The following is a 25,868-nucleotide window of genomic DNA, read 5'->3' as shown; positions in this document are numbered from 1 at the left end:
ATCAGGCTTTTTTGTAGAAATTTTCTAAATGGTTATAAAAGTGTTTCAGGTCGTCAACAGTAGTGGCGCCCATTTGTGTTTGTTGGATGTATCCGGTAATCACGTTGGCTTCTTCCTGTGGCACACCTGTTTTTATGGCCAATGCTTTCGCAAAGTCGTCGTTAATGTGGCTCGTGTTTAGTTTATATTTTGTTCGAACATGCTCCAGGAAAAACTGGCTCATTTTCGATGCAAGATTGAGGTGGTCGCCTTTTTCAAAATACAACTTTCCTACTGTGGAAATGAACTCCATGTGCTCATTTTTCGGTTTGCTGTATTCCGGTATCTGTCTTTGCTTACGGCTGCTTTCTGTGAACAGGTAAACCACAAGCACGGCAAGCGTTAACCAGAATGCCCACTGAAAATTAGGGTAGTTGAGGATCACAGATAAAATGCCTTTGCTGTCGCTTTCTTTCTTTGGCCTGTCGGCAGAAAACAAATAATATTCATCCCAGACAACATGCGTAGGTTTTACAGGAACCATTGCTGCCAGTTGCTCAAGGTATTTGTGATTGTTGTTGTATAAAAGGAAAAAGTTTGTCAATGTAAGAGGCGCCGAATGCAGGAACACCGTGCCTTTTATGGTATTCATAGCAAGTAAATTCGGGTTGCCATTGTCTGAATACCCTAATGGATAAGTAATTGTAGAATCGTAATCCAGGAAACTATTGTCATATGACGAGCCCGGGCAAGTGTATGCAACAGGCGTATGAAACGCTCCTGTGTCAAGCATTACCCTGAATGAGTCCGGCCTGATGATGTCATTAATTTTATCTTTGAGATCGTATCCACTGTTATAAGCTTGCCTTACTTTGAAAACGTCTGTTGCCATTGAGTTGTACATGATGGCGCTGATGAAAACATAATTTCCTTTTTGTGCAAAACTGAGAATGTTGTCCATCTCTTCTTCAGTCGGATCGAAGTCGAACGCTACAATTATCAACACCTGTTTGCCGGTATCTACATTGAGGTTTTTCCATGCTCCGGGTTCATTTCGATTCACCGTCACTTTTGCCGAAGGAAACAGTTTCGATAATAGTGAATACGAAACGTTGGTCCCGTAGGGAATTTTATCTTTGGGGTTCAGCGTAAATCTGGAATCGAATTGTTTACCTTTTTTGGTAGGAATAAACAGCAGCGCCAAAATAATTACCACGCCCACAATTACAAATGGCAATATCTTATTCATAGGATGGAATTATTTTCTTTTGCATAGTGGAAAAATCCTTGCTTATTTTTTCATACATCTCCGGCGTAACGTCAAATTTTCCATACCAGACATATTCATAGTGCCTTGTAACTTTAAAAAAGTCGTCGTAATAAGCAGTCTTGTTCAGCTGCATTAAGTAGTGAATGTTTGTAGAGTCAGGCTTGAAAGTAATGATGCCATTTTCAGACAGCAGTTTCAAAGTTTGCAGATACAAAATGCGCGTTGCCAGTCTGTAGTTTTTGTCTTTTATCGCTTTGTTCAGCAGGTCCTGGTAAGGAAGTATAAATATGTTTTCTCCCAGATCGGTTTCTTCCGGTTGGTCATCAATATTTTTATTCGAAGGCGCAAAAAATCCGACTTTGTTTGAAGATAAAAAGTAAACCAGTGCTCCCAGGAAAATGAGGATTGCAGCGCCTAGCAAAAGATATTGAAGGCCGGGGCCAATGTTTATTATTCTTGGTGAATCATCTTCAAAACTCTCATCTGGTTTTGATGCAGGCTCGGGGTTGTCCGCATTAACTCTTTTTACAGAATCTGCAAATTGCAGGTATGCTTTTTGTTTTACTTTAAATTTTTCAACTGCGCTTGCATACCAGAAATCCTTATCTTTTTTCAAAGAATCTATCAGTGACGGCGATATTGTTTTTCCTGAAAATTTATCCGCTGCAAAAGGCTGGTCCGAATAAAACTTCGCGTTGAAGAATCTTTCGGAGGAATCGTAAATATGTTTTTCGTGTTGTTCTCCGTCGGTTTTAATCTGTTCCAGTGCGGCTTTCTTCAGGGAATCCAGGTTTATATCCTGAGCATAAGCATGGCTGCTGCAAACGAAAAAGAATGCCAGTAAAACAAATAAAGGATATGGTGGATGGTAGAATCTTTTCTTCATGATTTTGCAATGCTTTCCTGCTTCGCTTGTTTCATAAGCTTCAGCGGATAAATAACGAAATAACCAAGAACAAGGCATAGGGAGATGGTTATTATAAACAGCTTTAACACAAGCGGCATATCGGTATGGCGGGTGATGAAGCCTTCAAATATTGCTGCGATAAACAACATGGGGACATTTGATAAGGCAATGATCACACCTTCTTTTGCACCTTGTTTCAATGCGTTCAGCCTGCTTTTGGTGCCGGGAAAGATCCAGCTCTTCGCTAATACCAATCCCGATGCTGCTGCAATTACAAAAGTTGAAAGCTCAATGGTGCCGTGGATTAAAATGGTGAGTAAACTATCGTTGATTAAACCTTTGCTGTAGAACATATACTCAAAAGCGCCGACCACTACTGAGTTGTACATCAAACCCAATACCGTTGGTATGCCCAGTAAAATGCCGCCGGCAAATTCTTTCAGTGATACCACTACGTTGTTTACGAAAATGTAGCAGAAACTTAGAAATTCATTTCCTTCTCCATATACACCAAAAGGATGGCCGTCCTGGATGTTTTTTTCCGTCATGTTCACGTAATGATCGCCCATCACCATGCGCACAAAACTTTCATCTGTTTTGGCAGAAAAAAATCCGATGGCGACAAATATTACAAAAAGAGAAAAACTAATTAACAATAAGCCTAAGTGTTTCCCTATAGTAAGTGGTAATGTGTACTTGAAAAAATTGACTATTCGTGATCTGGATTGTTTTTGATTTTGATAGATACCGAGGTATCTCTTACCGGCTTCTGCATTAAGATATTTTGTAACGCGACTGGTAGGGTAAAATGTTTTGCTATAGCCCAGATCTTCTACTAACTGAATGAATTCGTTAGCCATTTCATCTGGTTGATCGCCGGGTAAGTGTTGCATTTGGAGCCAGCGATCTCTATTTTTCTTTATGAATTGCGCTTCTCTCAATTAGGGTTGTTTTATCTTCGAAAATAGAATTACTTTACAATCTAACAAATGTTTTAAATCTATATGGAAAAAATTACAGTTCAGACTAGTTTGAATATAGAACTGGAATTTGAGTCGGCCCCTTTTCACAAGCGTTTTTTTGCGATGATAATTGATTGGTTCATTATCGGTGCATACTTTTATATTACCTCAAAAATTATAGATTCCTTCAACACGGATTCAACGTCCGAGAACCTGCCTTTATTATATAATTTATCGGGACTGCAGATGATTTTTTATCTGCCCGCTTTATTGTATCACCTTGTGTGTGAGAGTTTAATGAACGGCCAGAGCCTTGGGAAAAAAGCCTGTCAGGTCAGGGTGATCAGTGATAACGGGGGTAGGGCAGCTTTTCATCAATTGGTGCTGCGCTGGTTGCTGAGATTTGTTGACATTACGTTTGTGTTGCCGGGGTTGATCAGTTATATGTCCACCAAAAAGAACCAGCGCCTGGGAGATTTGGCGGCAGGCACAATGGTGATTGATACAAAACTTACGTCCGACTTGAATGAAACAGTTTTCTTTGAACTTGGAGATGATTACAAACCAAGGTACACCAATGTGTTGCGCCTGAGCGACCGGGACATGAACCTCGTGAAGGGGGTGCTGGATGCAGCTGTTAAGCAAAACAATACTGCGCTTTTGTACAGAACAACGGCGAAGATCCGCGAAGTGCTTGGCATCCAGGAGTATGAAGATGATGTAACATTTTTGGAAACAATATTGAAAGACTATAACTACTTGTCGAATCAGAATTAAATTTTTTTAGCAAGATCTTTATCTATTTTTTTAACCCTTTAATCTTAAACATGGAAACACAGGATTTACTTCAGGAAATTGAACAAGAAATTGTAATTGAACATGCCACTGTTGGCCAAAGGTTTGCCAACTATTTGATAGATATTCTTTGCGTTTACGCAATAGTAATTGTCTTTGGAATTATAGGATCTGTTCGTTCAGGCAGCAATATTTTTCAGGACAGCACGCTTTTGGTATACGCATGTCTTTATTCTACCGTGATCATATATTACACTATTACGGAGGGGCTTTTGAAAGGAAGGACATTGGGGAAACTAATAACCAGAACCAGAGTGGTAAAGGAAGATGGTAGCAGCATTACCTTCGGTGACGCACTTAAAAGATCATTTAGTCGAATAGTTCCGTTCGAAGTATTTAGTGCGTTTGGTGGTCATCCATGGCATGACAGATGGACGCAGACTTACGTCGTAAAAAAATAACGAGCAATAAAAAAGCCCCGAAAATTTTTCAGGGCTTTTTTATTGCTTAAAGAACTTTGCGGACTGACTATAAGCATTCATTGAAAGCCTTGCTACATAAACACCTGCAGGTAAATTGGAAATGTCTATGGTAGGATTTGTTCCTGAAATGGTTGATCTGTTTACAAGACTTCCATTTGTACTAATGATATCTATTGTACCTGAAATGTTATTGGCAGAAATAATCTTCAGCTTGTCAGATGTGGCCGTTATTGTAACAGCATTGCTTTTGTTTTTTGACACTGCAACAACTTTACTGTAATGAACTTCCTGGTTTTTATCGGTCAATTTTAACCTGTATTGAATCGTGCTATTATCCTGCAAAGCGTCTTTGTCTATATAGGTTGTTTCATTCACTCCGGTTGTTTGCAAGTCACTAAAATTAGCCTCTGTGTTCTTCTTGCGTTGCACTGTAATGCCTGTAAGATCGTTGCCACTATTCAGTTGCCAGCGTAGTGTAACATCACTATCATTTACCATTGCCTGGAAAGATTGCAGCTCGTAAGGAAGCGCTGTGTAATAAGCAGTGAGCAATGAAGCGAGATTGATTGATTGCAGTCTTGCGGGTGTAGTAATTATAGAGCGCTGGAAAAATTCATTGCTTACAAAAAAGTACGTGTCGCTAATTGAGGCAATTCCCTCCATTTGTGTAAAGGCTGAATTCAGTTGTACTTTTCTCTTGTTGGCTGCAAAAAAATCGTTGTTGGAAAAATCGTACAACAGGTATAAAAATGGCACCAGCACAGTGGAGTAGCCGGTTAACACGATTGTTTTTTGCGAAGGCAAAATAGTGGCTCCTGTAATTAACCCGTCCACCAAAATATCTGCTTTTAAACGGGCAGTATAAGTGCCTGGGGTCTTGGGCAAAGAATACAATCTTGAGTGAAAATCAACCCAGTCTTTGCTAAACAAAAACAGACTGTCGTTATATGCTACGAAAGCTTCGCAATCATAGTTGGTTTGGTTGCTCGCTGTTGCAGTAAAATCAGTTTGATCGCTATAGGAGAAATTGATTGCTTGTGCAGTAACACTTGTCGATGATTGCACATCGGCCTTTGCAATTTTATAGATGCGCAGATTTTTGCGATTGCCGCTGGCATTGTTACCAAAGTCACCGATGTAAATGTATTGATCATCCTGCGTGATCTCTTCCCAGTCTATATTCGTTGCGTTCGAAATGGTGACTGTTTTAGTGATGGTGCCCGTTGCAGAATCGATGGCATATATAGCAGGCAATCCGCCACTATCGTTGAAGGTCCACACTTTGCCATCCCACCACAACAAGCCCGATGTTTCCCGCAAAGTATTGTCCATGGCGTACTTTATGGAAGGCGTCAACATTATATCATTATACTTGCAGGAACCGTCGTTTGTTTTTGCAGAAGCGTTATAGTTGTTCGCTGCCGCATCGGTGCAGCCACTCTGTGCATGTAATTTGGAAAAAGACAATAAAAGAAAAACCGAAGAGAAAAATATTCCTTTCATGATTAAGGGTTCAGCGTTGAATAAAAGGGAAAGAGGAATTTTCTAAATGGAATTATCGTGGATGAATGGACATTTCAGCAGTAAGCCGCCTGAAAAATAGTGATGAATTTTTACTTGCACAAAGATTTCACCATTTGTTTGCCCGTCTTCTTTAAATAACGTCTATGTCAACTACGGAAACTTGCCGAAAATCCGCTAAACGAGTAGGCGCCATTTAAACCTTAGTCATATGTCAAAATCACTAAAATTCACGATTGAAGTCGATGGATTGGACATTCCTGAAAAGTATCAGGCTGAAATAAGCAAAGCACTGAACCAGGCATTCATACACAAACTCGGCGAACTGGATCTGGCTGGCGGAAAGGCAAAAACAGAAGCTCCAACAGCAGTCGGCGGGTCCTTTGTTTTGCAAAAATGGTTGATCAACGGCGGCAGAATCATGCAGCTGATGAGTAAAGAATTATTGGGTGCCATTTCCCAGATTGAAAATCAACACGGACTTGCAAATGCTGTGGGTCCAGTTAGTATTGTACAACGAAACTCAGTAGGATGAAAGAGAAATTCCTTTGCCCGAGTGCGCCTTTATACGAGGGCTCAAAGCTGCTTGGTGTAGTAAAGGAAAATTCTGTGGATATTCTTTCTACGCCCCTGGAAGTGGATGACGTTTTTATGAAGGCCGCGAATACCGGAAAAGCTGCGGAACAAAAATTCCGTTTTGTAAATAAATGCGTGAAAAGCGGATGTGAACAATGGACAGGATCTGAATGCGGCGTAATAAAACGTGTATTAACCGCAATGGAAGAAAAAATACAAGATGAACAATTGCCTCCTTGCAGTATAAGGCCGGAATGCCGCTGGTACGCTCAGGAAGGAAGCATGGCCTGTAAAGCTTGCCCAACGGTACGATACATTTGAGTTTTTTGCAAAGAATAATGGGCCGTCTAAATCTAAAAGTCAAAAGTTAAAAGTCAAAAAGCGTCACCGCATTTTTGACTTTTAACTTTTGACTTTTGAATTAACATTCTCCATCTTTGTGGCAACTCATTAATTCTATCATGTCTTTAACTTACAAACTCGAATCGAAGAAAAGCAAGATTGACGGCACCGGCACTTTTGCTTTGCAAAATATTCCTGCCAGGAAAAAACTCGGCAATATGGGCGGAGAAATTATCAGCCTTCGCAAAGCCCGCCTGCTGGTGGCTTCGCAAAAACGTATTGCATGTGTTGAATTTGGCGATGGCCGCGCATTAAACGGCAGCGTAAATAAGAACGAACTGAATTTTATCAATCATTCCTGCGGTCCCAACACTTACATGCGTGTTGCACACGGGAAAGTGGAATTCTACACATTAAAGCCAATCAAAAAAGGAGAGGAGCTTACCTGCAATTACGGAGAAACCCACCACGATGGAAAGTTGAAGTGCAGATGCGGCGCGCCGAATTGCAAAGGATTTATTTAGTGGAGAATTGAGAATTGAGAGTTGAGAGTTGTAGGGGCGAATCGCATTCGCCCTGCGGCTGCGAATAGTTGAGAGTTGGGATAAAGTTGTTGGTTGTTAGTTGATAGTTGTTAGAAGTGGTTGATGGGGAATGCACATAGATGTTTCGCGGCTACACTTCTAATTTTCAAATTACCATATTTTCAAATTCTCAAATTATCTAAAAAATAAAAAGGCCCAGTAGGGCCTTTTTATTTTTTAGATTGCATAACATCAATTGTCACTCAATCTCAATGGGTATGGATATATACCTTCATAACCAGGGTAAACACCTTCCAGTTTGGCATTGGAGCCAGAACCTTCAATGGCTTTTCTAAACTCATCCACAGTCTTCACTTCCTGGCCGTTTACTTTTAATATTACATAACCCTCCTGGATCTTTGAGCGTTCAAGCAATCCGCCGGATTTAAGGGTTTTAACAAGAACGCCGCCTTTAACACCTAATTCGTTGGCATCTTTCTTTGAAAGCGTTTCAAGTTCTGCACCCAGTTTATCTGCTGCGGTGTTTTTAACTACATCAGTGGTGCCGGCGCTGTTGCGCAATATTACCATTACGTCGTTCAGTTTACCATCACGGCGGTAGCTGATCTTGATTTTATCACCAGGGCGGTAGGTCGCGATCTGGCCAACCATGTCAGCACTTGTTGCAACAGTAACATCGTTGATCTTTTCGATAAAGTCGCCTTTCTTAATACCAGCAGAAGCAGCCGCTCCTTCTTTCACAACATCCATCACATACACACCATCACCGTTTTTAATGCCGGCTTGTGCTTTTTGCTCTTCGGTAATGTCATCTCTCAGGTAGTTGATACCGAGGTAAGCTCTTTGTGCAGTACCATATTTAATGATGTCGGCAACAATTTTCTTTACAATGTTAACCGGAATGGTGAACGAGTAACCTGCGAACGAACCAGTAGGAGAAGCGATCGCTGAGTTAATGCCCAGCATTTTGCCATCCGTTGAAATAAGCGGACCGCCACTGTTTCCCGGGTTCACCGCAGCATCCGTTTGAATGAACGACTCGATAGGCGTGTTGCTCTGTCGGCCATTAATGTTCAAGGTTCTTCCTTTTGCACTAATGATACCGGCTGTTACTGTCGTTTCTAATGTAAGCGGATAACCTACGGCCAATACCCACTGTCCGATTCTTGCGTCATCAGAGTTGCCATACAATAAGAATGGCAATCCTTTCGCATCGATCTTAATAACAGCAATGTCGCTGCTTGGGTCTGTACCGATCAGTTTCGCTTTAAAGCTTTTTTGATTGTTCAGTGTAACGTTGATCTCATCTGCATCTTCAATAACGTGGTTATTGGTCACAATGTAACCGTCTTCACTAATAATAGCACCTGAACCGGAAGCCATTGAAGGAATGGAGCGAGGCATGCTGCCCATACCATCGTCGTCAAAATCAAAACCAAACAGGTCCAGCAAAGGGTTCTTTCTTGGTAAATTATTAGAAGCCGTACGTGTGGCTTTTGTTTTAATGTGAACAGTTGCAGGAATGGCAGCAGCAGCAGCCTGTGTAAAATCTGTGGGAGGTGCACCACCGGCCACTCCATCAAAGAAACCTGCATAATTGGACGGAAGCTTACCACTGTCGGCCACCGGATACTGGTAAGCCGTTTGGGTCGTCATTTTATTATACGCCCACATACTTCCAACTGAAGTAGCGGCGCTAATTAAAATAATTGAGAATACTTGTTTTGTTGTCATATTATAATCTTCCTTTTGATAGAACTTAAACGTCAAAAATTATTAACTATACAAATTAACGAAGCAAGAAAACATCTTGAATTACCGGTAAAACTGTTTAACAAATGTTTTACTAAGGTCTTCGTAGATCATCTATGTAAAGATAAAAAACATTAAGGGTAAAAGCTTGTGAAATATTGTGTTGGAGACTCGTAAAGATGAAATAAAATTTGTTTTCGGTTCAATTGATAAGTGTTTATTCTTATTAAAATTATATGTTGGCAAGGAATGAAATATCTATTAATTCTCTTTGTTTGATGCTAACTTAACGAACAGCAATACTTCCAAAATCTACCCTCCATCTCTGACATATTCCTGCCGCGTTAAGTTTAATTAAAACAGAAATTCTTGTACCAACGCATCGCCCATTGCATTAGTGGATTTTTCTCCTGCTTAACAACCAGGCATTATTAAAACAAACAACAGAGTGAAAAGTTGGGGTGGGACACAATGTGGCAAATCCCATTTTCAATTTTCCACTTTCAATTTTCAATTCCCCGCGGTTGTATCAGGGCGAATGCGATTCGCCCCTACGGTGGACCCATTTTCAAATTTTTAAATCCCAAATTTTCAAATTGTCTTGTCCTCCGCCAACTTATCTCCGAAATCCCATTCAACTGTTCTAAATACCTCTCATACCAAACAACCCGGAAAGTGTAACATGAAAATGACCTGTCCTGTCTTACCTACTACCGAATATCAGTAACAAACACCGTTCGACATAAAACAATGTACTTTGTAATGCATAGTACCTAAGTTTGTGTTGTAATTATCAATAAACAGTACTATACACCACACCATGAGACATTTATTGACTATGCTGAAGGTCTTAACACTAGTAACCTTATCTTATTTCAGCCAAGCACAAACACCTGGTAACCAAATTATTGGTGCCGTTAATGACGACAAAGGAAACCCCGTTCAGGATGCGACCATTTTGCTTTTACGGGCCACGGACTCTTCCCAGGTCCTTGTTCGCAAAAGTGACGCAAAGGGACATTTTGAACTGAAAAACCTTATCAAAGGCAAATATTTAATAGCCATCACTGCTATTGGCTATAAAAAATTTACCTCAGAATCGATCGAAGTTAGCCAAACAGGTACCTCAAAAGACCTGCCCGTTAAACTTACCACAGCCAGCAAGGAACTGAACAACGTGACAGTTGTGGCCAGCAGACCGCCGGTTGAATTAAAGGCCGATAAAACAGTCGTAAACGTAGAAGCGTCCGTTACCAACGTTGGTGCTACCGCTTTGGAAGTGCTGGAAAAATCACCCGGTATTACAATCGATAAAGACGGCAACATCAGCCTGAAGGGTAAGCAAGGCGTCACCATTATGATTGATGGCAGACCAACTTACCTGTCATCCACAGATTTGACCAACTACCTGAAAAGTCTTCCTGCAAGCGCTTTGGACCAGATCGAGATCATGACGAATCCATCTGCAAAATATGATGCTGCGGGTAATTCAGGAATCATTAACCTGAAGACCAAAAAGAACAAACAGAAAGGTTTTAACGGAAGCCTCACGCTTAACTACGGACAAGGTGCGTACTGGAAAACAAACAACAGCCTGAACCTTAACTACCGTACCGGCAAGTTCAACATTTTTGCCAACTACAGCTACAGCATCTGGAACGGCTATAACCAGCTGTATATTACCCGCAAGTTCATGGATGTAAACACAAAACAGGTCAACGGCATTTTTACACAAGACAGCTGGATGAAGTTTAAAGAAAGAAACAACAACCTGAAAGTAGGGATGGATTATTTCGTGAATAAGAAAACAACATTGGGTGTTGTGCTAAACGGTTATTTAAACAAGGAAGAGAACTACAGTAAAAGCACCATTTACTTAAAAGATCCTAACTATAACACAGATTCTATCACCTCTTCAATTAACACGATCGACACGAAATATAACAGCGGAAGCGTGAACCTGAACATGCGCCATCAGTTTGATACTACAGGACAGGAGATCACCGCAGATGTTGATTTTGCAAACTATACCAACAAAGGCGATCAGTATTTTACCAACAACAGTTATAACCCTGAGTGGCTTTTGACAGGAGTGCAAAACCTTCGTGCATACATGCCTGTTGATGTGAACATTTATTCTGGCAAAGTTGACTATACAAAACCACTGAAAGGCAATGCAAAACTGGAAGCCGGTCTTAAAAGCAGCTACGTAACTACTGTGAACAGTGCTAATTTTTATAACATTGAAAATGGTAACGAAACGGTAGATAACAATAAGACCAACTCATTTACGTACAAAGAAAACATCAACGCTGCGTACCTAAATTTCAACAAACAATTCAGCAAGAAATTTAGCTTGCAGGCTGGTCTTAGATATGAGAATACCAACAACAACGGTAAACAGGCAGGAAACAATGCGCAGAAAGATTCGTCGTTCACCAACTCATATCATAACCTGTTTCCTACAGCTTACCTAACCTATTCAATAAACGACAAGAATGATTTGAACCTGAACTATGGTCGCCGTATTGACAGGCCAGCTTACCAGGATATGAATCCGTTCATGTTCTTCCTGGACAACTATACGTACATGGTAGGTAACCCATATTTGCAGCCTCAGTACACGAACAACATTGAGTTTTCACACACTTACAAAAAGTTCCTGACAACAACTTTGAACTACAGCCATACCAAAAACATTTTCGCTGAAACATTCGAGCAGCAAGGAAATGCAACGATCATTCACCGCGGAAATATTGGAAAACGCGATAATGCCGGTGTAGCGGTAAGTGCGCAAATTCCTATAGCAAAATGGTGGACAGCAAGCGTGTATGCAAATGTGAACTACAACCACTACCAGGGTACATTGTATAATGAGCCGTTGAATATAGAAGCCACTAACTTTATGACCAACATCAACAACCAGTTTAAATTCAATAAGGGCTGGAGTGCGGAGTTGTCGGGCTTTTACAGAACAAAAGGCATAGAAGGTCAGATATTGCTTTATCCTTTTGGACAGTTGTCTGCGGGTGTTGCAAAAAATATTTTGAAAGACAAGGCAACGATCAAATTAAATGCACGTGATATTTTGTACACACAAAAAATAAAAGGCGAGATCAACTTTCAGCAAACAGAAGCAACATTCAATCAACATAGAGATAGCCGCGTAGTGAACCTTTCATTTGTTTGGAGATTTGGTAAACAAATTCAAAACGCCCAGCAAAACAGACGCACGGGTGGTGCAGATGATGAAAGCAACCGTGTAAAACGTGGAGGCGGCGATTAATTGAAAATTGAAAGTTGAAAATTGAAAATGGGTAGCCGTAGGGGCGAATCGCATTCGCCCTGCCGCCCCCGCCGGGAGTTGAAAACTGAACATAGGAGATGTTTGCCTACTACCAGCGATGCACCACACAAAACATTTTCAATTTTCAACTAATTCCTAAACCTTACACCTTGAAATACCCTTAAAATAGCAGCATAGTTACTTGTGGAACCTAAGGAGCACAGTTGGTGAGCTGTGTTCCTTTTTTTTATTGGTGGATGTAGGTGTAATTTTCAAACAGCGAGATTAAATGCTGACATTGTGGATTGCCAGGGCGAATGCAATTCGCCCCTACATTTTCAATTTTCAACTTTCAATTTTCAACTAAAATCCTACTTTTACAGCTTCACCATTAAATGATTTCTTATGCCTTCTTTTGATATCGTAAGTAAAGTAGACGTACAGACAGTTGATAATGCCATTAATACAGTAAAAAAAGAAATAACTAATCGTTTCGATTTTAAAGGCGCACACGTTGTAATTGAATTGAATAAAAAGGATTTGACGCTCGCACTTGAATCTGGCAGTGACATGCAATTGAACCAGATCATCGATGTATTGATCAGCAGGAGCATGAAGCAGGGGTTGCCTCCTGAAGTATTTGATCTTAGCAAAGAGGCTTACCCAAGCGGAAAGATTGTGAAAAAAGAAGTTACCATCCGCAATGGCATTAAGCAAGAAGATGCGAAGAAAATAGTAAAACATATTAAAGACAGCGGCCTTAAAGTGCAGGCTGCCATCATGGATGATATTGTGCGTGTAACAGCAAAGAAAATTGATGATCTGCAGGAGGTGATACAAGCCAGCAAAGCCTGGAATCTTGGAATCGCCTTGCAATATGTAAATATGAAATCGTAGAGACGCATGATAATGCGTCTTTGCAATAAAAGGGCCGGATTTGATCCGGCCTTTTTTATTTCGTTCCCCGTAGAGACGAATGATAATGCGTCTCCGTTCCACATAATTACGGCCTGCACAAACAACGCGAAGATGCGCATAGAAATGTGTAGCAGGTTGAATGTTTTAACAGGAGACGCATGATAATGCGTCTCTGTTCCACATAATGACAGCCTGTGCAAACAGCGGAAAAATGCGCGTAAATATGTAGCCCGTCGAATGATTAACCGGAGACGCATTATCATGCGTCTCTACAATAGTCAAATGCCGTTCATTAGTTTAAAAAGCTTTCCATATAGCCTAATAGCGTTTGTGTCTGCATCATCAGGCTTACATGCCCTTGCCCCGGAACAATTGCTAACTGTGATTTCGGAGTAATCCGAAAATCGCCGGCACCGCCAAGCAACTGATAAGTTTTAACCAGTTCAATTTTATCCATTCCGTCATTATCGCCCGAAATTAGTAATACGGGTGCAGTAATCTTTGCAATGTTGGAGTCCCCCAAATCGAATGGCGTTGTAGCGGAGCCAATCATCTGTTCAAGGAATTTTGTCCACTTTGTTTTATCCGGTGCTACGGCATCATACGCTGTTTTCAATGGTGTGTTATCAAAAAGTTCAGGTTTCATATTTTTAAATCCTTCTGTTACTTCAGGCAGCCAACCACTGCTTTTATAGGTGGCAGAAATAATTATTAATTTTCTCAGTCGTTTAGGACTTTGAATAGCAAATTGATAAGCTACAGAGCCACCAAAGCTATATCCTACCACGTCCGCGCTGTCAATTTTTAGATAATCCATTACGGCTTCAACGTCACTTGCTAAAGTAGTGCGGGATAATTTTCTCTCCGAAAACGGAGTATGCCCGTGACCTTGCATTTCAATAGCGATTACCTTTCTCGTCTTTGATAATTCCGGGATTAATTGTCCCCAGTTCATATCGATAGTGTAATACGCTCCGTGCAGCAGCACTATCGGCATGCCTTGGCCATAGACTTCATAGTATACTTTAATGCCATTAACAGGAGCATAACCACTCTCAATAGGTTTGCTTTGTTGTGCCATGGATTGGTTTGTTGTGGACATGACGATTACGCTTATTAATATTGATTTAAGAAACTTGTTTGTCTTGAATAAGTTTTTCATAACTGAGTTTCATTTTATTTCGAACTTACCGACAATACAAAATTGAAACGAATTTTAGAATTCGGGGCGGTGTGCAAAAGACAATTCAGGGGTTTAATGCGACAATGATTGGAAGGGGACGCGTTCAACACGTCTCGACAATTGCTCATCAAAGATATACCGTTGAACGGAGCGTCGCAACGTTAGCCCAATTCATATTCAAATGCTCACAACAATAAAAAATGCCGGACTCTCGTCCGGCATTCTGCTTATAATGAACTCTAAATTCTTAATTGTCTTAGTCTTTCTTACCTTTCTTCAAAGAAGATTTTGGCATTTTCTTTCCTTCAGGTTTCAATGTAGAAGCCAGTTTGATAGCCTCGTAACCATTAACAACGCCGCCGGAAGAGCAAAGGTCAGACAAGCTCACCATGTCATCAGAACCTGGTTTTTTTACTTGCTCAGGCAATTTAGTGGCAGATTGTTCGATTACCATTTTCACCTGCTGAGGAGTAAGATCAGGGTAGTATGAAAGGATAAATGCAGCCAGACCTGCAACAACAGGCGATGCCATGCTTGTACCTTGTGCATTGCCATAAGTGTTGCCACCCGGAATGGTTGAATAGATCTTAGTACCAGGAGCGAAAACATCTACAGTTCCTTTTCCGTAATTAGAGAAAGATGCTGTGTAACTTTTAAAGCTTTCTGCAGAAGGATCGCTGCTTGCACCCACGGTGATCCAGTTGGTAGCTCTTGCACCACTCGCTCTTAAATATGGATTAGGGAAGTTGTCCACTGAATCTACATTCGCAGCATCATTACCTGCAGCATGTACAAGCAAAACGCCTTTTGATTCAGCATATTTCACCGCATCATCAACCCATTTTTTCTCAGGGGAGAAGCTTTTGCCAAAACTCATGTTTACCACTCTTGCTCCATTGTCAACTGCATAGCGGATAGCAAGTGCAATATCTTTATCGTGCTCGTCGCCATCAGGAACGGCGCGGATCGCCATGATTTTTACATTGTCAGCAACGCCATCCATACCAAGGCCATTGTTGCGTTTTGCAGCAATGATACCCGCTACGTGCGTGCCGTGGAAAGGATTGCCACTCATCACATCAGCGTTACCGTAGTATTTGTCGTTGATGTCCATTTCGTTGTCCTTCACAATATCAGCGCGGTAAGGTTTTGGAGGGTTGGTAGCACCATCTTTTTTTCTTTCTTCGCTGGTTACGTATTCAGTAAGGCCGTCGATGAATTCTTTGTTGGTAGACTCCATCATGTTGTTTGCTTTCAACAAGTAAAGAAAACCTGCTTTTGCTCTTGCCGCATCCGGAGCAACCGCTGCAAAAGTGTCAAGATCGTTACCCGAGTAAACGTCTTTACCAATAGCTTTTTTCAAAATGGAATCGTTCTTAACAGACATTTCTAAAACCTTCTGTAACATTTTCGTATCTACACCGCCTGTTGCATCACCTACTACTTTCTCTTTCGCTTTCAACCACATTTCATACTCGTCCTTCTGGCCCTGGTCGAATTTGGCAACATCAACTGTTTTGCCTTCGTATTTGTCTTTGAACTGATAGTAAACGCGAATGCCTTCATAAGAATCTTCTTTTACGTAGCGACCATCTTTGCCACCAATGAAGTTCCATCCATGCACATCATCTACGTAACCGTTTTTGTCATCATCGATGCCATTGCCCGGAATTTCTTTTGGGTTCACCCATAACACGTCTTTCAGGTCTTCATGCAAAGTGTCGATACCCGCATCGATTACCGCAACAACGATTGTCGTTGTTTTTTTGCCCTTTACGAATTCATAGGCTTTGTCCATACTCAAGCCGTACACGCCATCCTTCGATTTGTCAAGCAATTGCCAGCCGTGGGGCAAATCTGTTTTTACGGATGTTCCCTGGGCATATGTAGAACCACTCACCACAAGAGCAAATCCCGCTAAAATGATAATTTTTTTCACTTGTAAAAATTTGGGTTTTATAATTTCCTCACTGAAATAAAACGCTGTTTTCCAGCAAAAGGTTGCAGTACAACAATTTCAGCGGATCAAATATGAGGATTAATATCTTACAAAAGAATACCGTTCACAAAAAAGATATTTGACCCGGGTATTTGCCGGATGCAGAGAGTTTTAGACTTTCGGACGAAAAATTATATGTCATCGAATAAGAGCAAGAGTTACCTGAATCAACCATAAACGTTTTAAGTCTTTTAACAACTAATTCCAAAATCTCAGCATCCGGAAAATATCGGTTAACAAACTGCTAAAACTCGAACTTAATACCTTGAGCCAAAGGTAATTGGGTAGAATAGTTGATCGTGTTTGTCTGGCGTCTCATATAAGCTTTCCAGGCATCACTGCCGCTTTCACGACCGCCGCCGGTCTCTTTCTCGCCGCCAAAAGCACCGCCGATCTCAGCGCCTGACGTTCCGATGTTAACGTTGGCAATGCCACAATCACTTCCGGCATGGGAAAGGAAAGCCTCTGCTTCCCGAAGGTTGAGTGTCATGATAGCAGATGACAAGCCTTGTGGAACACCATTTTGCATCGCAATGGCATCGTCAATACCATCGTATTTCATCACATACAAAATAGGAGCGAAAGTTTCATGCTGCACAATGCTGTATTCGTTTTTTACTTCGGCAATACACGGTTTTACGTAGCAACCGCTCTCAAATCCATCGCCGGTCATTTCGCCACCCTCTACAATAAAGTTGCCGCCCTCAGCTTTGCATTTGTCAATTGCACTGAGATACATCGTCACCGCATCTTTGTCAATAAGAGGGCCGACGTGGTTGTGCTCATCAAGCGGGTTGCCGATGCGTAATTGTTTGTAGGCATTTTTTAGCTTGTCAGTAAATGTATTATAAACGTCTTTGTGTATGATCAATCTGCGTGTAGAAGTACAACGTTGCCCTGCCGTGCCCACTGCACCAAACACTGCGCCGACCAGTGACATATCAAGGTCGGCATCTTTTGAAATGATAATAGCATTGTTGCCGCCCAGTTCCAAAATGCTCTTTCCCAATCTTGCGCCCACAGCAGCACCTACAGCTTTGCCCATTCGTGTAGAACCCGTTGCAGAAACAAGCGGAACATTCACATCGTTGCTCATCCATTCTCCCACGTCGCGACCGCCGATCACGAGGTTGCTCACGCCTTCGGGAACGTTGTTTTTGGCAAATATTTCAGCTACAATTTTTTGACACGCAATGCCGCACAAAGGTGTTTTCTCGGATGGTTTCCAAACGGTCACATTGCCGCAGATCCAGGCCAGCATACTGTTCCAGCTCCATACCGCAACAGGGAAATTGAATGCGGAAATAATGCCCACAACGCCTAGTGGATGATATTGCTCGTACATTCTGTGTGCAGGCCTTTCGCTGTGCATGGTAAGCCCGTGAAGCTGGCGCGACAAGCCAACGGCAAAGTCACAGATGTCGATCATCTCCTGCACTTCGCCATAGCCCTCTTGCAGGCTCTTGCCCATTTCGTAAGAAACAAGTTTGCCGAGCTCCTCTTTTTTATTACGCAGCGCCTCGCCGATCTGGCGCACAATTTCGCCACGTTTAGGAGCGGGCCACAAGCGCCATTTGGCAAATGCTTCTTTTGCTTTTGCAATTACGGCGTCATAATTTGATTTGTCTGCACCACTTGCTGCTGCAATCAATTTGCCATCAACAGGAGAGTAGGAAAATAATTTTTCTCCATTGGCAGCCGGCCATTCCAAACCCGTGGATACGCCGTTATTATCGTTGTCGATGTGTAATTTTTGTAAGAATTCCATATGGCAAATTTAACGATGGAAAATGTAAGGAAATAATTGAATAACTCAATAATTGAATAACTGTAGTTATAAGGCAAATTTGCCTCAAAAGTTCAATTATTCAGTTACTCAGTTATTCAATTTTTATTTTTGGTGCAACGGAAATTTTCACCTTTCTGTCACCCTATAAACCCTGAACGATGAACCTTGTCCGTATTATATGTTTTCTGCTATTACTTGCAACCAGTCTCCCCATCTTCGCCCAGGAGAAAAATCAGTGGGAAAATTTTCATAAAGGGAAAAGGAAAAAAACATGGGATAAGCGTTACGAAAATAAATCAACCTACTTTACCAGTTTTGGATTGGGTGGCAGTGTTCCATTAGTGAAACCCAACAATACACCAATGGGCAGTTTGATGCTATATAGCAGTGATGTCTACGTGCAGCCATTTGCTATGGATATTTTTGTGTATAAAAAGTGGGGCTTTGAAATTAATTTCAAAATTCATCCGGCACCCTATGGGGCTGATTATGGATTTGATACGGTACATGGCTTCGTTACCCGCTTTGATTATTACATTGACAGCAAATATGGTAACCGTTACTGCGATTCAGTTACCGGAAATTCGTACGGTACAAAGTTTGTCGTCAACGCGTTAACCGGACCAGTATATAAATTTTCAAAAGGACGAGTACTGGTTGTTTCTAAATTGTTGTTTGGTATAAACACCTTTGGCTTCAATACTGGAAAAGCAATGTTGCAGGAAAAAAATGGAGGCGACTTAATTGACCTGACTTATGCTCCGCAAAGAAAAGAGAAGGTTTCTTTTGCAATATCTCCAGGCTTGAGTGTTTCGTACAGGGCAACGAAATGGCTGGGCGCTAACTTGGATATTAGCTACTACAGATCGAGTGTTTCAAATTCTTATACAGAAGAATCCTACAGTCACAAAACAAATCAAACTACCATTTCAGTTACACACGATTCGTTTCGTGCGCAGTGGTTGACCATTGGAGCCGGCATTTCTATACTTTGGAAGTGATCCGGTTGCATGGGATAGAATTACCTAAAACTCAAAACCGAATTGTGAAAGTTTAGCCAATACTCGTCTTTTCACTTGACGCCGGAATTATCTTGTGCAACGGATTTGTTAAACCTACTGTCAGCCTCCAAAACACCCAAACCATGAAACTTACCCGTATATTATGTTGGCTGCTGCTGCCGATGATTGCCGGTACTATAGAAGCCTGCTGCCATTGCCCCGAAGGATTAAAATATCAGTTTGCGATTGACAAAATAAAACTTGAGGTTTTAGATAACGGTGGCCAGGTACCCGTAATAACAGGTGCAGACTCGATTTGTAAAAAATGCTATGGACTAAGGGTCGAACTCGAAACCATAAAGGTGGGGCAACAAAAGGTGCACAAGCCGTTATTCCTGGAATCAGCTTACGCGAATCGTTGCTGCACCTCTGGTTTCACCGGCGATTCCAGGGATACCATCCAGACCGTACAAGTATTTACTGCAATAGATTTCGACTCCACACACAAAGCAGGTTCAGACGTTACTTCCTATTTTTTTATTGACGGCACAAAACCACTTCCGGCAAATGGTGTCTTTAACCAACCTATTTACACTTTTACAGAAGAGCCTATGCCTATCGATTATAATTTCATTCTCATGCACGAATCTGAATATTCACAGTGTCAATTTCGTGTAGTGGTCACAGTGGCGAGTGGTAAACAATTTGAAAAAACCTCTGTCGTAACCCATCTCATCTAATATGAAAGCTTATTTTTTTATTCTGGCAGCGCTTCTGTTTTGTCTTGCCAATATACAAGCGCAACAAAAAAAGAAATTATATGCGGAACGATCAAAGTTTATGATGAGCCTTGAGGGAGGAGGCCTTATCCCTGTTCATGGCTTTTCCATTCAGGATCCTTTTTTTAAAAATTCAGTCAACATAAGTGATGCTGGTGGTTTTGTGATTGGCAGGATAGCTTATTTCTTTTCAAAAAAATGGGGCGCTGAGTTTGAGTTTTTGCCATGGATCGCAAAGTCATCGGACGCGGGGAAGGCCCAACAATATTTGATCAACCAATTTACCAGCAAATATTATGTAACTGCTCCGTGGCCGCAAAATAATATTGACGCAGGCGTAGTCAGTTTTATGATAGGACCTACCTATAAAATTACAACCGGCAGATTCATGATCATGCCGAAATTGTTATTTGGCATCAATAGTTATGACGGAATGATGAACAATTATACTCTACATCTGAAAGAGAAACAAGGCAATGAAATTATTGATATGACTTACAATTGGAACCAGGATGCATCCACGGAAATTGGTTGGGTTTTTTCACCTGCGTGCACATTTTCCTACAGGGTTACCAAAATATTGGCGGTAAATATGAGCGTTAATTATCTCTATTCTCCATCTGTTCGCTTGGTATATACAACAACGGAGCAGAATTATAAATCACAACGGCAAACCACTCAAGAATATATTTTTGAAACTACTTTCCAAAGTGTAGCCGTGGGGGCGGGCTTTTCGCTTTTGTTGAAATAATTGAATAACTGAGTAACGGAATAACTGAAGGCTCATATTCGATCTTGATTTTCGACATTCAACCACTCAGTTATTCAGTTACTCAGTTATTCAGTCTACTAGTACTGTTCCTTCTCATTCGGGAAATCCTTCCTTCTAACATCCTTCACATACTGCTGTACAGCATTAGTGATCTGCTCGTGAAGGTTTGCGTATTTTCTTAAAAAGCGTGGTTGGAATTCATTGTTGATGCCCAGCATATCGTGCATTACCAATACTTGTCCATCACAGTGTGGGCCTGCACCAATGCCGATGGTTGGAATGGTTAGGCTTTCGGAAACTTCCTTTGCTAACTGGGCAGGAATTTTTTCCAGCACCACAGCAAAACATCCTGCTTCCTGCAGCAATATGGCATCGCGTTTTAGTTTTTCCGCTTCGGCTTCTTCTTTAGCCCTTACAGCGTATGTGCCGAATTTATAAATAGATTGAGGCGTTAAACCCAAATGCCCCATTACCGGAACACCGGCAGAAATAATTCTTTTGACAGATTCTACGATTTCTTCTCCACCTTCAAGTTTAAGAGCATGTCCGCCGGATTCTTTCATTACACGAATCGCAGAACTTAATGCTTCTTTCGAGTTGCCCTGGTAAGTCCCAAACGGCAAGTCAACCACCACAAGACTTTTATTTACGCCACGAATAACAGAAGAGGCATGATAAATCATTTGGTCGAGCGTAATGGGCAAAGTGGTTTCGTGGCCGGCCATTACATTACTTGCAGAATCACCTACCAATATTACATCAATACCCGCCGCATCAAAAACGCGTGCAAATGAAAAGTCGTAAGCAGTAAGCATGGCGATCTTTTCTCCTGCAGCTTTCATACGCAACAGCGTATTGGTGGTAACTTTTTTTACTTCGTTGTGAACAGACATGTTTGCAATTTTAAGATTAGAATAAAGGTGGCAAATGGTAATATGGATCTGCGTTAGAATAAAACATATCTGTCCGCATTTGCCCAAGTGGAAAGCGAAATTAGTAAAAAAACATACAATGGCACACGGATGACACGGATTGCACTGATTTACACGGATGTTTTAAAGTCCGTGATTTGTCCGACGAAGTTCTATGGGCTGCATTGAAATGAAAATTTGTAGAGAATAAAATAGATGAATGTTGTCTTTGAAAAAGAAAAGCTTGAGGATTTTATTATGAAGCACTAGAATGGCGATGACAAACTTTAATAAAAAAAGTTCGATAACAGTGTTGCTGATCGCATAAGCATAATCCGTGCAAATCAGTGCAATCCGTGTCATCCGTGTGCCAATCCCTCACACGTTCACCAACTTCTTACTTGTCAGCTCTGCATACAACGACTGCACAAGCCCATCGGCCAACCCTATTTTGGGAACGAAAATCAGCTCTGTATTTGCCCAACGCATAACATTGATGTATATCGCAAGTGCAGGCACAATTACGTCCGCGCGGTCCTCACGAAGGTTATAAAGGCGCATGCGCTCCGAAACGGAAAAACTTGATAATTCTTTATGGTAGTCCTTCAGCAGCTCTAGTGTAAGTGGCTTACCATCCTTCTTTTTGGACAACGAAAACACTTTGTTGATATTTCCTCCTGAACCAATGGCAACAACGTTTGGAAAGCCCTTTGTTTTGTCCTTGATAAAATTCTTCATGTTCGCCCAATGTGCTTCCTCCACCTGGTTCTTAAGGAGGCGAATCGTTCCTATGTTGAAAGACTCTTTGAACACTAACTGATTGTTGCTAAAAAAAGTAAGCTCCGTGCTACCTCCTCCCACATCAATGTACAGATAAGAATTCTGTTTATCCATATTTTCCGCAATGTGGTTCTCGTAAATGAGCGACGCCTCCTCACTTCCGGAAATAATGTGAATTTCTATTCCCGTTTCCTTCTTTACTTTTTGAATGATTTGTTTGGAGTTGGTTGCATCGCGCATGGCAGACGTGGCGCAAGCCCGGTAATATTTCACATCATAAACGTCCATCAGGTCGCGATAAGCCCGCATGGTTTTGATAAACATATCCTCTCTGTCCTTCGAGATCTTCGCCTGGTCAAAAACGTCAAAACCCAATCGAAGGGGCACACGCACGAGATTTAGCTTGTTAAACTGCGGCTTGCCATCAGTAGATTTTACAACCTCTGTAATTAACAACCTGGCGGCATTACTACCTATGTCTATAGCGGATAATTTCATTCGTAAATAAAAAGTTCAAAAGTAAAGTTCAAAACTTAAGTGGCAAAATTCGCACCTCGCCACATCTATCCCTGTGTTACAATGGAAACAGCAGAAATGTTTTGCTCATCATCGTTAACCACCTGTGTTCCATCGCTCTTTTTTTTATCCTCTTTCTTTTTGCCCTTTGAAAGAAGGTAGTTATAAATTTCTATTTGCGAACGAATAGGTTTTTCGTCTGCCGGATGAGTTACATATTCGTTTCTGAGATTGTTGTCCAGAATTCTCGCCTTCACATTGTCGCTCAGTTGGATCTTCAATATATTCTTGATTACCTTTTTGATGTTTTTGTCAATGATCGGGCAAGTCGCCTCCACACGGTGATCCAGGTTGCGCACCATCCAGTCAGCAGATGAGATGAACACTTTTTCATCACCACCATTATGGAAAATAAATACCCTTGCGTGTTCCAGGTACTCATCTACAATGCTGATCGCTTTCACCGGCTCCTTGAATTTTTTATTTTCCGTATACATGCAAATGATACCGCGAATGATCAGGCTTATTTCAACGCCCGCAATTGCTGCATCGTTCAACTTAAAAATCAGCTCTTCATCAGACAGCGAGTTCATCTTCAAAATGATCTTCGCCTTCTTTTTGCGCTGCGCCATCCTGATCTCGTTATTGATCAGTTTGATCAACTCCTTCCTCAAAGAAGTGGGGCAGGGGATAAGTGTTTTGCAAAGGCTCAAAACATTATTATCCGGTTTTGGTTTTTCCAGGTAGTTGAACATTCTGTTTACATCCGCCATCAGGTTCCGGTTCGCAGTTAATAAACAATGGTCCCCATAAATGCGGCTGGTGCTCTCATTTAAATTACCCGTGCTTATAAAACCATAGCTTACCGTCCTGTTGTTTACCTTCTTTCTGATCATGCAGATCTTCGCATGCACCTTCATATTCGGATAACCGATCAGCACTTTTACCCCCTCCAGTTCCAACTGCTCTTTCCATTCAAGGTTCGCTTCTTCGTCAAACCTTGCCTTTAGTTCCAGCATTACTGTAACCTGTTTGCCATTTCTCACCGCGTTGATCAGCGCATTTATAATTTTGGAATTCGATGCCAATCGGTAAGCTGTTATCTTAATGGAAGTGACGCTCGGGTCGATTGCAGCTTCGCGCAAAAGGTCAATAACCGGGTTGAAAGAGTGGTATGGGAAATTGAGTAAAATGTCTTTTTGCAAAACAATATCAGTAACGCGATGGCTATCTATCAGGCCCGGGTGCATAAACGGTTTCCTTCTCGGATTTTTCTTGAAAACATCCGGAAATTCCATAAAATGGCGGAAATTATGAATCCTTCCCCCAGGACTTAAATTCCCTTTCTTCGCCAGGTTCAATCTGCGAATAAGGTACTCCAGCAAGCCCGGATCCATTTCTTTATCGTACACAAATCTTACAGGCTTTCCCTTTCTGCGGTTTTTTAGCCCTTTCTCAATTTTTTGGACAATGTTCGTAGAAACGTCATTGTCAATATCGATTTCAGCATCCTTGGTCACTTTAAAAACCCATGACTCATATTTGTCATAGCCGAAATAGCTGAAAATAGAAGGGAGATTGTAGCGAACCACATCCTCCAGCAGTATAATATGATGCTCCCCTTCGGGAGAAGGTAACTGGATGAAACGTCCCACTGCACGGTTTGGAACCTCAATCAATGCATATTTTTGGGCATAAGCGGTGTCCACTTTGGACATTACCACCCCAAGAAAAATTGATTTTTCGCGCAAATAAGGAAATTGAGGAATGCTTTCGATCATCAGAGGGATAGTATTGGCCCGCACATTTTCTTCGAAAAACTTGATAACGAACACTCTCTGCTCCCGCGTCAGGTCTTTTTCTGTAAGGAGAAATATCTTTTCCTTCTCCATTTCCAGTTTAATATCTTCCCAAATACGGTTGAATTCAGTTTGTTGGCGCAAAACGATCATCTGTATCTCATCGATGATTTTCTCAGGAGAAGTTTCCAGGTGCATATTTAATTTGGCCTTGCCCCCCAATTCAAACATACGCTTCAAGGTAGCCACCCTTACGCGGAAAAACTCATCCAGGTTATTGGAAAAAATACCCAAAAAGCGAATTCGTTCTTTCAAAGGCACATTCTTATCCCCCGCTTCCTGCAAAACCCTTGCATTAAACGAGAGCCAGCTGATATCCCTGATAATTGTCTTATTTCTCATTTCCTGAAGTAACATTTGCGCCTTTTTTGCCAAATAAATGAAATATAAAGGCTGCTTGAAATTAAGTAATTGTTATGATTTGTCGTGAGTTATGAGTAATGAGTTTTGAGTTGTAAGTTTTGTACTTTAAAGGCATGTCAAAAAAATGAACGATGTTTTTGCCGGATAAATACTGAAATAAGTTTTAGCTTATCTTTGTATTGCTAACGTTGATTATCAATGTCTAGCATGAAGTTGGTTGTAAAACAGAGTTGAATACTCAAAACTTATAATTCAAAACTCATAACTTTCTTTCAAATTCTTTTTGTCAATTCAATACTTTTACCGACCTTCGCCGTCCAAAATTTTTCCAAGTCATGGCTAGAGTATGTCAGGTAACAGGTAAAACACCGATCAGCGGGCACAAGGTTTCTCACTCGAATATTAAAACTAAACGCAGGTTTTTACCAAATTTGCAAACTAAACGTTTTTTCCTTGTAGAAGAGGACAAATGGATCACTTTGAAAGTGTCTTCAGAGGCAATCCGCACAATCAATAAGAACGGATTGTATCCCGTAGTAAAAGAGTTAAGAGCAAAAGGTGTTAAAATCTAATTAATTCCG

22 protein-coding genes are annotated in these 25,868 nt (G+C 41.2%); 11 read left to right on the top strand and 11 right to left on the bottom strand.

Features of this window, described 5'->3' with window-relative positions; translation table 11 throughout:
* Position 1 precedes the first annotated feature (1 nt).
* The 3 genes from KTO63_RS19410 to KTO63_RS19400 are packed head-to-tail and all read right to left on the bottom strand — an operon-like array spanning position 2 to position 3,016.
* Positions 2–1,228: a DUF4350 domain-containing protein gene (locus KTO63_RS19410; RefSeq protein WP_217793430.1), complete on the bottom strand. Its 1,227-nt coding sequence runs from the start codon at positions 1,226–1,228 to the stop codon at positions 2–4.
* Positions 1,221–2,135: a hypothetical protein gene (locus KTO63_RS19405; RefSeq protein WP_217793429.1), complete on the bottom strand. Its 915-nt coding sequence runs from the start codon at positions 2,133–2,135 to the stop codon at positions 1,221–1,223. Before KTO63_RS19405 ends, KTO63_RS19410 begins: the two co-directional genes overlap by 8 nt.
* Positions 2,132–3,016, bottom strand: coding sequence for a stage II sporulation protein M (locus tag KTO63_RS19400; protein WP_232373258.1), 885 nt, complete (start codon positions 3,014–3,016; stop codon positions 2,132–2,134). The genes KTO63_RS19405 and KTO63_RS19400 overlap by 4 nt, the downstream gene beginning before the upstream one ends.
* A 144-nt stretch (positions 3,017–3,160) precedes the next feature.
* Here KTO63_RS19400 and KTO63_RS19395 point away from each other — a divergent pair, with 144 nt between their 5' ends.
* Positions 3,161–3,895, top strand: coding sequence for an RDD family protein (locus KTO63_RS19395; protein WP_217793425.1), 735 nt, complete (start codon positions 3,161–3,163; stop codon positions 3,893–3,895).
* 50 nt (positions 3,896–3,945) lie between these two features.
* A complete protein-coding gene (locus KTO63_RS19390; RefSeq protein WP_217793423.1) occupies positions 3,946–4,374 on the top strand; it encodes an RDD family protein in 429 nt (142 codons plus the stop codon).
* Between the two features lie 39 nt (positions 4,375–4,413).
* Here the strand turns inward: KTO63_RS19390 and KTO63_RS19385 are convergent, their stop codons facing one another.
* Positions 4,414–5,898 carry a T9SS type A sorting domain-containing protein gene (locus tag KTO63_RS19385; RefSeq protein ID WP_217793421.1) on the bottom strand — a complete coding sequence of 495 codons (1,485 nt, stop codon included), beginning with the start codon at positions 5,896–5,898 and terminating at the stop codon, positions 4,414–4,416.
* Positions 5,899–6,127: 229 nt separating this feature from the next.
* On the opposite strand from KTO63_RS19385, the gene KTO63_RS19380 reads away from it, so the two are divergent.
* The 3 genes from KTO63_RS19380 (at position 6,128) to KTO63_RS19370 (ending at position 7,358) form a co-directional block, all read left to right on the top strand.
* On the top strand, positions 6,128–6,451 hold the full coding sequence (locus KTO63_RS19380; RefSeq protein ID WP_217793419.1) for a hypothetical protein: 324 nt from the start codon (positions 6,128–6,130) through the stop codon (positions 6,449–6,451).
* Entirely contained in the window at positions 6,448–6,813 is a 366-nt protein-coding gene (locus KTO63_RS19375; protein WP_217793416.1) for a hypothetical protein, read from the top strand. Before KTO63_RS19380 ends, KTO63_RS19375 begins: the two co-directional genes overlap by 4 nt.
* A 140-nt stretch (positions 6,814–6,953) precedes the next feature.
* The gene (locus KTO63_RS19370) at positions 6,954–7,358 is read left to right on the top strand and encodes an SET domain-containing protein (RefSeq protein ID WP_217793414.1); all 405 of its coding nucleotides are present in this window, start codon (positions 6,954–6,956) and stop codon (positions 7,356–7,358) included.
* 252 nt (positions 7,359–7,610) lie between these two features.
* Here the strand turns inward: KTO63_RS19370 and KTO63_RS19365 are convergent, their stop codons facing one another.
* Positions 7,611–9,113 carry a trypsin-like peptidase domain-containing protein gene (locus KTO63_RS19365; protein ID WP_217793413.1) on the bottom strand — a complete coding sequence of 501 codons (1,503 nt, stop codon included), beginning with the start codon at positions 9,111–9,113 and terminating at the stop codon, positions 7,611–7,613.
* An 838-nt stretch (positions 9,114–9,951) separates the two neighbouring features.
* On the opposite strand from KTO63_RS19365, the gene KTO63_RS19360 reads away from it, so the two are divergent.
* Both KTO63_RS19360 and KTO63_RS19355 read left to right on the top strand, forming a co-directional pair.
* On the top strand, positions 9,952–12,417 hold the full coding sequence (locus KTO63_RS19360) for a TonB-dependent receptor domain-containing protein (RefSeq protein ID WP_217793412.1): 2,466 nt from the start codon (positions 9,952–9,954) through the stop codon (positions 12,415–12,417).
* Positions 12,418–12,822: 405 nt separating this feature from the next.
* Positions 12,823–13,314: a YajQ family cyclic di-GMP-binding protein gene (locus tag KTO63_RS19355; RefSeq protein WP_217793411.1), complete on the top strand. Its 492-nt coding sequence runs from the start codon at positions 12,823–12,825 to the stop codon at positions 13,312–13,314.
* Between the two features lie 313 nt (positions 13,315–13,627).
* On the opposite strand, the gene KTO63_RS19350 is transcribed toward KTO63_RS19355, so the two are convergent.
* The 3 genes from KTO63_RS19350 to amaB all read right to left on the bottom strand — a co-directional run bounded on the left by KTO63_RS19350 (position 13,628) and on the right by amaB (position 18,285).
* Positions 13,628–14,497, bottom strand: coding sequence for an alpha/beta fold hydrolase (locus KTO63_RS19350; RefSeq protein ID WP_217793410.1), 870 nt, complete (start codon positions 14,495–14,497; stop codon positions 13,628–13,630).
* Between the two features lie 277 nt (positions 14,498–14,774).
* Entirely contained in the window at positions 14,775–16,457 is a 1,683-nt protein-coding gene (locus KTO63_RS19345) for a S8 family peptidase (protein ID WP_317195785.1), read from the bottom strand.
* A gap of 304 nt (positions 16,458–16,761) precedes the next feature.
* Positions 16,762–18,285: an L-piperidine-6-carboxylate dehydrogenase gene (amaB, locus tag KTO63_RS19340; protein WP_217793409.1), complete on the bottom strand. Its 1,524-nt coding sequence runs from the start codon at positions 18,283–18,285 to the stop codon at positions 16,762–16,764.
* Between the two features lie 179 nt (positions 18,286–18,464).
* Between amaB and KTO63_RS19335 the strand changes: the two genes are divergently transcribed.
* The 3 genes from KTO63_RS19335 to KTO63_RS19325 all read left to right on the top strand — a co-directional run bounded on the left by KTO63_RS19335 (position 18,465) and on the right by KTO63_RS19325 (position 20,837).
* Positions 18,465–19,307: a hypothetical protein gene (locus KTO63_RS19335; protein WP_217793408.1), complete on the top strand. Its 843-nt coding sequence runs from the start codon at positions 18,465–18,467 to the stop codon at positions 19,305–19,307.
* 143 nt (positions 19,308–19,450) lie between these two features.
* Positions 19,451–20,047, top strand: a complete 597-nt coding sequence (locus tag KTO63_RS19330) for a DUF5034 domain-containing protein (protein ID WP_217793406.1) — start codon at positions 19,451–19,453, stop codon at positions 20,045–20,047.
* 1 nt (position 20,048) lies between these two features.
* The gene (locus tag KTO63_RS19325) at positions 20,049–20,837 is read left to right on the top strand and encodes a hypothetical protein (RefSeq protein ID WP_217793405.1); all 789 of its coding nucleotides are present in this window, start codon (positions 20,049–20,051) and stop codon (positions 20,835–20,837) included.
* A 98-nt stretch (positions 20,838–20,935) separates the two neighbouring features.
* Here KTO63_RS19325 and panB read toward each other — a convergent pair whose 3' ends face one another.
* From panB to ppk1, 3 genes are all read right to left on the bottom strand, one after another.
* The gene (gene panB, locus KTO63_RS19320) at positions 20,936–21,751 is read right to left on the bottom strand and encodes a 3-methyl-2-oxobutanoate hydroxymethyltransferase (protein ID WP_217793403.1); all 816 of its coding nucleotides are present in this window, start codon (positions 21,749–21,751) and stop codon (positions 20,936–20,938) included.
* Between the two features lie 396 nt (positions 21,752–22,147).
* Positions 22,148–23,047: a Ppx/GppA phosphatase family protein gene (locus KTO63_RS19315; protein ID WP_217793401.1), complete on the bottom strand. Its 900-nt coding sequence runs from the start codon at positions 23,045–23,047 to the stop codon at positions 22,148–22,150.
* Positions 23,048–23,112: 65 nt separating this feature from the next.
* Positions 23,113–25,266 (bottom strand): polyphosphate kinase 1, encoded by a 2,154-nt coding sequence (ppk1, locus tag KTO63_RS19310; protein WP_232373257.1) that lies wholly within the window; start codon positions 25,264–25,266, stop codon positions 23,113–23,115.
* 356 nt (positions 25,267–25,622) lie between these two features.
* On the opposite strand from ppk1, the gene rpmB reads away from it, so the two are divergent.
* Entirely contained in the window at positions 25,623–25,859 is a 237-nt protein-coding gene (gene rpmB / locus KTO63_RS19305) for a 50S ribosomal protein L28 (protein ID WP_217793397.1), read from the top strand.
* Positions 25,860–25,868 lie beyond the last annotated feature (9 nt).

Source organism: Pinibacter aurantiacus, from assembly GCF_019130065.1.
Lineage (GTDB): Bacteria > Bacteroidota > Bacteroidia > Chitinophagales > Chitinophagaceae > Pinibacter > Pinibacter aurantiacus.
The sequence above is the reverse complement of the archived record's forward strand: the minus strand, read 5'-3'. Positions and strand labels throughout refer to the sequence as shown.